Annotated in this window: 12 protein-coding genes; 3 read left to right on the top strand and 9 right to left on the bottom strand. The window is 27.4% G+C overall.

What is annotated here, in order from left to right; genetic code table 11:
* Window positions 1-7 precede the first annotated feature (7 nt).
* The 5 genes from BRE_RS03395 to BRE_RS03375 all read right to left on the bottom strand — a co-directional run bounded on the left by BRE_RS03395 (window position 8) and on the right by BRE_RS03375 (window position 6,272).
* Complete coding sequence (locus tag BRE_RS03395) at window positions 8-2,599, bottom strand: chemotaxis protein CheA (protein WP_012539079.1); 2,592 nt, start codon at window positions 2,597-2,599, stop codon at window positions 8-10.
* 70 nt (window positions 2,600-2,669) lie between these two features.
* Window positions 2,670-3,707, bottom strand: coding sequence for a flagellar filament outer layer protein FlaA (locus BRE_RS03390; RefSeq protein ID WP_041178202.1), 1,038 nt, complete (start codon window positions 3,705-3,707; stop codon window positions 2,670-2,672).
* Between the two features lie 88 nt (window positions 3,708-3,795).
* Window positions 3,796-4,335 carry a flagellar filament outsheath protein gene (locus tag BRE_RS03385; protein ID WP_041178201.1) on the bottom strand — a complete coding sequence of 180 codons (540 nt, stop codon included), beginning with the start codon at window positions 4,333-4,335 and terminating at the stop codon, window positions 3,796-3,798.
* Complete coding sequence (locus BRE_RS03380; RefSeq protein ID WP_198004636.1) at window positions 4,325-5,320, bottom strand: N-acetylmuramoyl-L-alanine amidase family protein; 996 nt, start codon at window positions 5,318-5,320, stop codon at window positions 4,325-4,327. The genes BRE_RS03385 and BRE_RS03380 overlap by 11 nt, the downstream gene beginning before the upstream one ends.
* A complete protein-coding gene (locus tag BRE_RS03375; RefSeq protein ID WP_012539075.1) occupies window positions 5,313-6,272 on the bottom strand; it encodes a glycosyltransferase family protein in 960 nt (319 codons plus the stop codon). Before BRE_RS03375 ends, BRE_RS03380 begins: the two co-directional genes overlap by 8 nt.
* Window positions 6,273-6,332: 60 nt before the next feature.
* Between BRE_RS03375 and BRE_RS03370 the strand changes: the two genes are divergently transcribed.
* Entirely contained in the window at window positions 6,333-6,977 is a 645-nt protein-coding gene (locus tag BRE_RS03370) for a hypothetical protein (protein WP_049752016.1), read from the top strand.
* Between the two features lies 1 nt (window position 6,978).
* On the opposite strand, the gene BRE_RS03365 is transcribed toward BRE_RS03370, so the two are convergent.
* From BRE_RS03365 to BRE_RS03355, 3 genes are read right to left on the bottom strand one after another with little or no spacing between them, the layout of a single operon-like run.
* Window positions 6,979-7,413 (bottom strand): DUF192 domain-containing protein, encoded by a 435-nt coding sequence (locus tag BRE_RS03365; RefSeq protein WP_012539073.1) that lies wholly within the window; start codon window positions 7,411-7,413, stop codon window positions 6,979-6,981.
* Entirely contained in the window at window positions 7,410-7,817 is a 408-nt protein-coding gene (locus tag BRE_RS03360; RefSeq protein ID WP_012539072.1) for a hypothetical protein, read from the bottom strand. Before BRE_RS03360 ends, BRE_RS03365 begins: the two co-directional genes overlap by 4 nt.
* A gap of 12 nt (window positions 7,818-7,829) precedes the next feature.
* Complete coding sequence (locus BRE_RS03355; RefSeq protein WP_012539071.1) at window positions 7,830-8,177, bottom strand: hypothetical protein; 348 nt, start codon at window positions 8,175-8,177, stop codon at window positions 7,830-7,832.
* 96 nt (window positions 8,178-8,273) lie between these two features.
* On the opposite strand from BRE_RS03355, the gene era reads away from it, so the two are divergent.
* Both era and lysS read left to right on the top strand, forming a co-directional pair.
* Window positions 8,274-9,146, top strand: coding sequence for a GTPase Era (gene era, locus BRE_RS03350; protein WP_012539070.1), 873 nt, complete (start codon window positions 8,274-8,276; stop codon window positions 9,144-9,146).
* An 82-nt stretch (window positions 9,147-9,228) separates the two neighbouring features.
* The gene (lysS, locus tag BRE_RS03345) at window positions 9,229-10,794 is read left to right on the top strand and encodes a lysine--tRNA ligase (protein ID WP_041178148.1); all 1,566 of its coding nucleotides are present in this window, start codon (window positions 9,229-9,231) and stop codon (window positions 10,792-10,794) included.
* Window positions 10,795-10,879: 85 nt separating this feature from the next.
* On the opposite strand, the gene gpmA is transcribed toward lysS, so the two are convergent.
* Window positions 10,880-11,632 (bottom strand): 2,3-diphosphoglycerate-dependent phosphoglycerate mutase, encoded by a 753-nt coding sequence (gene gpmA, locus BRE_RS03340; RefSeq protein ID WP_012539068.1) that lies wholly within the window; start codon window positions 11,630-11,632, stop codon window positions 10,880-10,882.
* Window positions 11,633-11,745 lie beyond the last annotated feature (113 nt).

The raw sequence follows: 11,745 nt of genomic DNA, 5'->3' as shown, positions 1-11,745 counted from the left end.
ATAAAGACTATCCCTTCATATCCCTTAAGTCAAACAGCCTAAATACATCAATAATCAGAACAACCTTACCATTACCAAGTGTAGTAGCTCCAACTATTCCAGGACTTGAAGCATACTTATCTTTAATAGGTTTTACAACAAAATCTTCCTCTCCAAGAATAGAATCAACAACTATACCTGCTTTCTTATCATTAATGCTAATCACTATCAAAAATTTTTCATACAAATCTTGATGATCATTTTTTATATTAAAAAGCTCATCAAGCCTAAGCACAGATATAACTTCTTCTCTTAAATTATATACCTCATGATCATTTTCAAGAAGCCTAATATTATCTTCATTAATTCTATGAGTTTCAAGCACACTGTTTAAAGGAATAACATAAATCTCATTCCCTGATTTCACAAGAAGTCCTTGAACAATCACCAATGTTAAAGGAAGTTTAATTTTAAAAATAGTACCAACATTAATTTTTGAATCTATAATGATAGTTCCATTTAATTTTTTAACATTATTTTTAACAACATCAAGCCCTACCCCCCTACCAGAAACATCTGTAATTTGACTAGCTGTCGAAAACCCAGGCTCAAAAATCAAATTAAGCATTTCACTCTCAGAGAGAACTGTATTTTCATTTATTAAACCTTTTTCAATTGATTTTTTCCTAATGACATTTGGATCTATACCTTTCCCATCATCCTCAATTTCAATTGATATAACATTACCTTCATTTTTGGCACGCAAAATTATATGACCAGCTTTATCTTTTCCCTTACTAATCCTTTCATCCATAGTTTCAATTCCATGATCCATAGAATTTCTAATACAATGCATTAAAGGATCTACAAGGTCATCTATAACAGATTTATCAACTTCAGTATCTTCCCCTTGAGTACTAAGTTCTACAACTTTACCTAATTTCTTTGAAAGATCTCTTATTACTCTTGTAAACCTTGAAAAAATACTAGCAACCGGCAACATCCGTGTTCTTAAAACACTCTCATGTAAATCAGTAATTATCCTAGAGAGTCTATTAGATGCAAATCTAGAATCTTGGTGAATCTTAAATAATAAATCTTTTAAATTCATCATATCTTGCAAACTTCTATCAAGTTTATGTTCCAACAACTCCACTATCCGTGTCTCAATAGAATTTTCCAAATCTAAACCGACATCTTTAAAAATCATCTTTAAATCTGACAAAAAACTATTACGAAAATTTTCTTGATAATCATAAAAATAATTAAAACCATAAATAAAAGATGTCATATCAGAATTTATTTGATTATAGGACGACTTACTAATGACAGCTTCACTTACAAGATTTAATATAGAATCTATTCTTTTGCTATCAATTCTAATTAAATTAACATTTAAAGCTGATTTTTTAGATTCTTTAACAGGAGCATAAGCATCAACTTCAGTACTTACATCCATACCTTTAATATCTTTCAAATCAACTTCGCTAATATCAAAACTAACAACAACATCTGACAAATCTACCTTTTTAGAAATACTCTCTATTGAAGTTTTTGATATTAAATAATAAACAATCAAATCAAAAAATTTATCTGACAGCAAATCCTCACTATCAGGAATAGATTTATAAATTTCCCCCAAACTTTTCAAAGCCTGTAACATTTGAAAGCCAGAAATAGTTGACATAGGATTATTCTTATTAAAATATAATTTCACTTCAAACAACTTAGAATCTCCAATATAATTTCTTAAATCAATAATCTCATCATTAGAGAGTTGAAAACCACCCTTATTAGATACTGTATTATCTTTAGAAAGTGTATTATCAACTGAATTTTGCTCTCTTAAATTTGCTTTTGCCAATTCATTATCAATATAAAATTCATTAATTGAATAATCTGACGCAACATCAGATAAATTTATCTTTTCTTCAATCTTATGAATATCTAAATATATCAAATAATAATCCACTCTTTTTAAAAATTGATCCGAAATCAATTGATCATAATTTGGAACTGTATGAAGAATTGGAGCTAAATCTTTTAAAGCTTGAAACATCTGTATTCCAGCAATTGTAGCCATGGGATTATCTTTGTCAAAATCAACACTAACTTTTAAAAGTTTTTGACCAAGCCCTACAGCTTCCCGCATATCATTAATATCAGAAGAAGAGAGTAAAAATTCATCATTATCTTTATTTTCTAAAACTGAAACAGAAGTTGTCTGATAATCATATTCCAAAAAGCCTCTTAATTTACTTTTAAGCCCACTTACATCCTGCAAATAAACATCTCCATTAAGACGTGTATCAAGCATACTTTTTATTACATCAAGCGCATTCAAAAGTAAATCAATAAGATCATTACATATTTTTAACCTATTATCTCTAATAGCATCAAACACATCCTCAACAACATGAGTAAAACTTGAAAGTTCCATCATATCAACAGAAGCTGAACTACCCTTAATAGTATGTGCTGCCCTGAATATTTCATCAATAGTTTCCATATTATGAGGGTCATCTTCCAATGAAATAATATTCTCTTCAAGAGTATCTACAAGATTTTGAGCCTCTTCAAAAAAAATTTCTAAAAGCTCTTTATTATCTGCATCTATCATTCACCCATTTTCCTATTTTAATGATAACAGGAACAAATTGAAAATTGACCCTGCTATCATAATAAATTTATCATTTCTCAGTACGTACCCCAGATTTATCATTACTACTTTTTTTACCTTTTTCAAATAAATCTTGAAAAGATTCATCTGGCATTGATATACTCTCTCTCACCTTTAAAACTTTCTTCAGAGCTTCCTGGGACTTCAATTTTCGAAGTGACTCAACTCCACGCGTTTCATAAATTTTAAATATAGATTCATTATCAACATCAAAATCCAAGGAAATACTTAATTTATCATAAATAACCCTTAAATCCTTGATATAAAAAATTAGATTTTGTTCCCTTGAACTATGAAATTTTGAAACTCTAAATGCCTTAAACCTCATTTTGCTTGAAGGAAGAGGATAATTGGGAACACTATTATCAGCTGTTCTAGAACTTATCCCTGGAAGATAAGTAGGATTTGACCACACCAAATCTGCCCAACCCTTAAATTTTAAAGAACCTAAAGGATAAACATATTCCATACCACTCATATCTTCAAATAAAACTTCAAGATCAACATCATGTCCCAAACTGTAAACTGTAACCTTTACCTCTTTCATAATTCTAACATTATCAATAAGACCTCTACCTACAAATTGATTACCATTTTCTCCAGCATAAAAAGGAATTTTAAATGGAGGCAATACCATTGCAGAAGACTGAATATAACTTGGAAATAATACTCTAATTCCCAAAATTGTCTCTCCTGCATATCTTCTAGAATCACTCTTAACAACAGCCGGAACAACAATAGAATTCTTTACATATGCCTGCATTCTAGCTGAAGGTGTTAAAAGGACACTCCAATTATTTATTCCAAGATTTAATACCATATCTTCTGGCTTCATAATGCTTGAAGCTCCAGAATATACACGATCAATATAATCTGTAAGATCAAGCTCAGTAGAACTTGGATCTTTTGCAAGTTCTGCAAAATCAAGAACCAATTCACCAGGTTCACCATCAGAAGAACCATCACCTGATGATTTTCGAGATGTTTCTTGGCCAAAAACAGGAATTAAGAAAATAATAAAAAATAAAATAAAAACACTTTTCTTCATTTTATCCATCAAATCAACTCCTCATACAAAATAATTTAATTTTTTATTTGTCAATTTCATAATACATCCAATAATACTCAAAAACATCTTAAACATTTAAAATATACCCCTCAATGAAAATAAAAATTTCTTTAACATCTCTAGGATAGTTAAAATTAATTGTTTCTTTTAAAGATTTAACAAATAAACTTACCCTCAATTCCTCAGAATCCTTATAAGCACCATTTCCAAAAGAATCATAAAACTCTTTGGAAAGATTTATAAAATATACATCATTACTCATAAAAGAATATAAAAGCTTTACATTAGTAGTTCCAAATTGCAAATAAAAACCTTTACTATTACCCAATAAAAAATCTTTAACTAACAAATCCAAATTTTCTTTAAGAGTTTTTCTTTTTTTTAAATAACGTAAATCAGAAATTAATTCATGCTCAGAATGGAAATAAAATACTTTTCTAAAGAAAAGATTATCATAATTACAAAATATCATATATGAAGAAAATAAAAAACTTAATAATAAAAATACAATCAATATCTCAAGTAAATATTTTGAACAATGACGCCTAAGAAAATCGTAACAAACACAAATATTTTTCATCAACATGTTAAAACCACTATTTTTCATAAAATTCAATAAACTTAATTAAGGACTCAAGTACTAAAATATTGATTTTGCTCATATAATTGTAATCCAAAATCAAAATCGCATCATCAATATTCGACAAAAACCCAATTTCAATTAATACAGCGGGCATACTACTATTTTTAATCACAAACCACTGCTCTTCCCTAATTGTTCTAATTTTAGTCTCACATAAAACATCACTAAAAGTTTCATATAAAATTTCCGCTAATTTTTTTGATTCATATTTATACTTAATATCTAGTATATCATTAAGCTCCCTTAAGTATCTATTACCTCTAATATCATATCCTTTCAAATTCCTTATAACCTCTCTTTTTGAATTTTGAGGAAGATACCAAAATTCAACTCCTCTAGCATCCGGATTTGGGGCATTATTTGCATGTATCGACAAAAATATAACATTATTGGGAAAATCTGGTTTAATTGCATTTGCAAATTCGGATCTATCTTGTAATGACACAAAAATATCATCCACACGTGTTAATAAAATATTTCTATCTAAAAAATAATTACTAAGGATTTTATATAAATGTATAGAATAAGTCAAAGTGAAATCTTTTTCAAAAAAAGTAATATTATGTTCTCTTAACTTATGTGTTACAATAGCTCCCCTATCATGACCACCATGACCAGGATCAATAACAATTGATGTTATTCGTGGTTTACTATAACTTTGCAAAGATCGAAAATAATTTTCAATCTGCATCAAAGCTTTCTTAGTGATTAAAATTTCCCCATCTCTTAAAAGGATAGGATCTACATAAATATAATAACCAATAGATGATAAACCATATTCAAAACCCACTTTAAGCTTAAGATGTCCTTTCTCATGCTCAATTGTAAGAATATCTCTCTCAATATTAAAATTGAACTTAAAAAAGTTGCTATCAAATGAATCAAGAATATTGACATACTCAAATTCATCTGCATGCACAAATAAAAACACAAATACTAAATTAATCAATAATATTATTTTCCCAAAGTTCAATTGCACTCTTTAAATCACCTTTAAACCTTAAGCTATTTTTGATGGTTTCATATTTAATTTCTTTAAATTCTCTGCCAAACCTAAAAGGATTAACACCATATCTTAAGCATAGTCTTATAAATCGTAAAAATGAAAATTTTACTCCATTTCCAATAAAAATAGGAACATAATTTTTAAGTAAAAAAATCAAAAAACTTTTATTTTTTGTTAAATCTTCTGGAATATTTAAAGCTGTATATTGTATACGTAATTTCCTATAAATATAAATACTCTCTCCAAAATAAATAGCTCTAAGCCCAAAATCTAATCTTTGAAAATACTCATTTTTGATCCTCTTATCAAAACCTCCTAACTGAATAAACTTCTCCTTAGAATAAAGACCACAATAATCCATAGTAATTAAAGTCTTCTCATAATCACGTTCAGAATTTATTAAAATTACTTTCAATCTTTGATATTTATCAATAGTAGGCAGAAAAATCGATGGAACAACCTCTTCATCTTTATCAAAGAATTCACCACCAACAAGAAGTACATTCTTTTTAACAATTTCATCAAATATATTAGGAATCCAAAAAGGATTTAACAAGTACATATCACTTTGCAATACAAAAACAAAACTACAAATGGATTCTTTCATAGCTAAATTAACTTTCTCTCCAGAATTTAAATCCCCAGAAAGTAAAATAAACTTCAATTTATCATAATTTTCTGAAATAAACTGAAGAGAAGTCCTATTACTTTGTTTTTCAATAGAAATAATTTCTCTGATAAAGTCAAAATTAGAAAGAAATTCAAATAAATCCTCCCTAAAAATTTTTGTGCCTCTATTTAAAATGACAAAAGATATTCCAAAAGTTGACTTTTGTACATAACTATTTTTAGATTGAATAACTGTATAAGAATAATCATTACTCCTAAAATACATATAACTTACTTCAAAAATCCTTATAATTAAACTATAATAAATTACATGGTAAGCAATAACATGTTAAAAAAAAGTATTCTAAACATTGAACAATTAAAATATAGCATAGTTATTGCCGTTTTAACACTAATAACATTCATAAGTTGTAAAGATAAAAACGTAACTTACGACAAAAGAATTAAAAAAATACTTGATAACAATAAATTAGAATATAGAATAGATAAAGAAAATGATTTCATCATATCAAAAACCATTAACAATGCAAACATAGAAATAATAGTCAGGTCAAAACTAAATTCATATCAAAATTCAAAAATAAGAGAAATATTTGGAATAGTAGAAACATTTGACGTTAATTCGGATAAAATTCAAGAAATATCAGAATCTTTAATGAGCGATAGTTACAACAATCGTGTCTTAGGATCATGGGAAATAATCCATGATCCAGAAAGAGGCAATAATTCTTTGGTATACATTGTTAAAGCTGAAGAAAATGCAAAAGAAATATTCTTACTTGATGCCTTTGAAGAAATAGCAGCAACAATATCTATATTTAAAAAAGTCATAAGAGACGATAAAACAGACATCAACATTAAAGATAAATCCAATGAAACCTTCAATAAAATTCCTAATGACACATTACAAAATGAAGATAAAATCAACGATCATGAAGAAGAAGAACTTCAAAAAATAAAAGCTAAATAATTTACTCTATATTTAAAGAATTAACATCAAAATTAAATTTGACCTTATCACCCACTTTAATTTTAAATTTAGAAAAAGTACCCCCTGGAACCTCAAGAGCATATTTAACCTTATATTTAGAATTGACACTCACTTCTGAGAAAGGAATTAAACTATAAATCTCTTTAATAATACCTGCAGCATTAATATAAGCAATTTCAAGTGGTATAGAAGTATCCCGCATCCAAAAAGATAAATTTTTTTCTTTATCAAAAATAAAAAGCATGCCATTATTTATACCTATATGTCTAGTTCCCATATAACCTTTAGCTCTAGTAACCTTATCAATTGCAAGCGTAACAAAAAACTTAGTATCATTAATAATGATTTCTTTATCATATATATGCCTAACACAAGAGACAAAAAAAATTAATGCAAACAAAATTTTCAGGTTCAATTTTTTCCATTAATGTAAGACTTTAATGTCATTCTTAAAATATTATCATTTAACACAATAATTGAATCACCAATATCCCAAACATAATTAAAAGGAGTTACAACAGAAGCATCACCAAATTTTTCTTTAACACTCAAAACAATAGAATATTGAGAAACCAATTTTTTATCAAAAACAAAAGTATATGAATAAAGTTTATACTTATCAAAACTAAAATAAGCATTTTTTACACAAATTTTACCTCTAAAATTCAAAATTTGTGTATTAACAGAAGCTATTTCAACTTCTTCAATATCATAATAAAAAATAGAATTGCGTTTCATATTATCTTCAACAGTCTTAACATTATCTCCTAAGTTAAAAGATAAGAAAATAGAAAATAAATAAAAAACCGTAATTCCCATATAAATTCATCCTTAGAAAAAAAGAATATAAACAAAAAGCAAAATTATCAAAAAATTAGCAAACAAATAAAGCATAACATTCACATAAAATCCAAAATAAAATTTTCTCCTTAAAAAGCTATCACCACTCCAAAGCCTTTTAAATCCTCTATTAATAGAAAGTTTTTTTAACTGTTTTTCAAAAGGACTATAATTACATTTTGAACAACCATTCTCAAATGCAGAAATAATACCTACATATCCACAACTTGGACATTCAAGATCGCCTAACTTAGAATGACAATTCAAACACATTGCCTTATCAAGTTCAACTCTCTCACCACATTTCTCACAAAAAACCTCAAAATTGACTTTTCTCAAACCTTAATCCTTGTAACACAATATTTAAAGATAGTATACATTAATTACCATATAAAATATATTAATAATATTAATACATTGAAATAGGAAATTAAAATGAAATCAGGATTTGTATCAATCATAGGTAGACCTTCAACAGGGAAATCTACACTTTTAAATTCAATATGTGGACATCAAATATCAATCACTTCCTCTACACCACAAACAACTAGAAATAAAATAAAAGGAATATTTACAGACAAAAGAGGACAAATCATTTTTATAGACACACCAGGATTCCATCTAAGCAAAAAAAATTTCAATATAGCATTAATGAATAACGTATACTCTGCAATTATAGAAACAGAATTAATTATCTATGTCATAGATATTCAAGATCAACCTGGAACTGAAGAAAATGAAATATTAACAATCATACAAAGATCCAAAATTAATTTTATAGTGGCCATAAACAAAATTGATATTCACAAAACAAAAGAAAAAGAAATAATGACATTTTTAGAAGAAAAAAAAATACAAAAAAACAAAATTATAAAAATCTCTGCTGAAAAGCAAATAAATATTGAGACAATGAAAGATAAAATTTATGAAAATCTTAATGAAGGACCTCTTTATTATCCAAAAGAATATTATACAGATCAAAAAATAAATTTACGAATTAGTGAAATAATTAGAGGAGTAACTATTAAAAAACTTAAAGAAGAATTACCATACTCTATATACACAGAAATCGAGATCTTAGAAGATAGAGAAAACAAGTTTTTTATTAAGGCAAATATTATTGTAGCTGGAGAGAGTCAAAAGGGAATAATAGTTGGCAAAGGAGGAAAAGGAATTAAATCAATTGGTGAAGAATCTAGAAAAATAATATCAAAAATACTTGAAAAAAAATGCAATTTATTCTTACAAGTAAAATTAAGAAAAAATTGGAATAAAAACGCTAAATTAATTAAAAATTTGATAAATTAATATGATAACATTTTTCAACACTTCTTCATATTGAAATAACAAAAATAGGATGATAAAATTAAGTTTAAACAGAGGAAATATTATGAAAACAGCACACTGGGCAGATTTTTATGCAAAAAAAATAATAACAGAAAAAGGTGAAAAAGAACAATACACAGTTTCATCAGGAATTACTCCATCAGGAACCGTTCACATTGGAAATTTTAGAGAAGTAATTTCTGTTGACCTAGTAGCAAGAGCACTTCAAGATCAGGGAAAACAAGTAAGATTTATTTATTCATGGGATAACTATGATGTATTTAGAAAAGTACCTAAGAACATGCCTGATCAAGAATTATTAACAACCTATTTAAGACAAGCAATAACAAGAGTTCCTGACACAAAAACTAATAAGTCAAGTTATGCAAGAGCAAATGAAATAGAATTTGAACAACATTTGCCTACTGTAGGCATTGAACCAGAATTTATAGATCAAAGCTTAAAATATATGTCAAGTGATTATGCAAATCAAATAAAATTTGCACTAGATCATAAAGATGAAATAGCAACAATACTCAACAAATACAGAATCACACAACTTGCAGATGACTGGTATCCTATTAGCATTTTTTGTACCAAATGTAATAGAGATACTACAACAATAAAAAATTATAATCATTGCTATTCTATTGAATACTATTGCGAATGTGGCAACAAAGAATCGCTAGACTTAAGAAAAACATGGGCTTGCAAACTTCCATGGAGAATAGATTGGCCAATGCGATGGAAATATGAAAATGTTGATTTTGAACCTGCTGGCAAAGATCACCACAGCAGTGGAGGAAGTTTTGACACAGCAAAAGAAATCGTAAAAATTTTTGGAGGAACTCCTCCCATAACATTTCAATACGATTTTATATCCATTAAAGGACATGGTGGAAAAATATCTTCATCATCTGGAGACGTTGTTTCATTAAAAGATGTTCTTGAAATATATACACCTGAAGTTACAAGATTTTTATTTGCCTCAACAAAACCCAATACAGAGTTTGCAATATCATTTGACCTTGATGTAATAAAAATTTATGAAGATTACGATAAATTTGAAAGGGTATATTATGGAATTGATGAAATTCAAGAAAAGAAAAAAGAAACTTTCAAAAGAATTTATGAACTCTCACAACCAAAAGCACCAGACAAAGAAATTCCTTATCAAATTGGATTTAGACATTTAAGTGTAATATGTCAAATTTTTGAAGGAGACAAAGATAAAATCTTTACACTTTTAAATAATATAAAAGAACATCAAAAAACAAAACTAATAAATAAAATTGAATGTGCCATCAACTGGATTAAAAAATTCGCACCTGAAGATTTTAAATTTTCACTCAGATCAACATTTGATAACATTGAAGTACTTCAAGATAACAATAAACAAGCAGTAATACAATTACTAAAATTCTTAAAAGAAAATTTTAATAATATTACTGAAAAAGACATTCAAGATGAAATTTATAATATTGCAAGAAAAAACAATATTGAACCACCATTATTCTTTAAGCAACTCTACAACATATTAATTACTAAAGACAAAGGACCAAAATTAGCAGGATTTATTAAAACAATTGGTATTGAAAAATTTGAAGAAATTGTAAAACATTACATTTAATTTTAACACAAAAATATTTGAAATTTATAATAAGAAGAGATCATATTTATTAATAATCTCTTCTTATTAACGTTTGCTCTGTTTTTTATCTATCTATTTTTTTACCTTGATTAGCAACAGATTCCATAGCTGCCTTAATTTTATCTTCATCACCCAAATAGTAATGTTTAACGGGTTTTAAATTTTTATCAAGCTCATAAACTAAAGGAATACCCGTTGGAATATTGAGCTTTAAAATATCTTCTTCACTCATATTATCAAGATATTTAACAAGGGCTCTTAAAGAATTACCATGAGCAGCAACAATAACTCTTTTTCCTTCAAGAATAGCCTTAGCAATTTTATCTGTCCAATATGGTATAACTCTTGCAACAGTATCTTTTAAACACTCGGTTGAAGGAAGTTCACTTTTAGGAATATTTTTATATCTTGAATCATGAATAGGATGACGCTTATCAGATTCATCCAAAGGCATAGGAGGAACATTATAACTACGTCTCCAAATGAGAACTTTATCTTCGCCATACTTTTCAGCCGTTTCAGCCTTATTTAATCCTTGCAATGCCCCATAATGTCTCTCATTAAGTCGCCAAGATTTTTCTACATCAATATACGATTGACCCAATTCACACAAAATAATATTTAAAGTATCATTAGCTCTTACTAACATTGAGCTAAAAGCAATATCAAAAGAATAACCTTCCTCTTTCAATATTCTACCACCCTCACAAGCTTCAGAAACACCCTTCTCAGAAAGTTTAACATCAGTCCATCCTGTAAAAAGATTTTCCTTATTCCATTTACTCTCACCATGCCTCACTAAAACTAACTTATACATAAAATCTCCTAAGAAATATTTAGATTACCTTAATAACATTTTATCAATTAAATTAACACAAAATCTAATTAATGTTAATACTCAAACATTTCTTAAAGACAATAAGTTATAAA

The organism is Borrelia recurrentis A1, from assembly GCF_000019705.1.
Lineage (GTDB): Bacteria > Spirochaetota > Spirochaetia > Borreliales > Borreliaceae > Borrelia > Borrelia duttonii.
This window is presented reverse-complemented; position numbering and strand designations above follow the sequence as displayed.

Bases quoted from the DNA above. Each gene is read 5' to 3' on its own strand.
- BRE_RS03370 (WP_049752016.1), top strand. From the start codon at position 6,333: ATGTTAAAAAAAAGTATTCTAAACATTGAACAATTAAAATATAGCATA.
- BRE_RS03385 (WP_041178201.1), bottom strand. From the start codon at position 4,335: ATGAAAAATAGTGGTTTTAACATGTTGATGAAAAATATTTGTGTTTGT.
- era (WP_012539070.1), top strand. From the start codon at position 8,274: ATGAAATCAGGATTTGTATCAATCATAGGTAGACCTTCAACAGGGAAA.
- BRE_RS03390 (WP_041178202.1), bottom strand. From the start codon at position 3,707: ATGAAGAAAAGTGTTTTTATTTTATTTTTTATTATTTTCTTAATTCCT.
- BRE_RS03360 (WP_012539072.1), bottom strand. From the start codon at position 7,817: ATGGGAATTACGGTTTTTTATTTATTTTCTATTTTCTTATCTTTTAAC.
- BRE_RS03375 (WP_012539075.1), bottom strand. From the start codon at position 6,272: ATGTATTTTAGGAGTAATGATTATTCTTATACAGTTATTCAATCTAAA.
- BRE_RS03395 (WP_012539079.1), bottom strand. From the start codon at position 2,599: ATGATAGATGCAGATAATAAAGAGCTTTTAGAAATTTTTTTTGAAGAG.
- lysS (WP_041178148.1), top strand. From the start codon at position 9,229: ATGAAAACAGCACACTGGGCAGATTTTTATGCAAAAAAAATAATAACA.
- gpmA (WP_012539068.1), bottom strand. From the start codon at position 11,632: ATGTATAAGTTAGTTTTAGTGAGGCATGGTGAGAGTAAATGGAATAAG.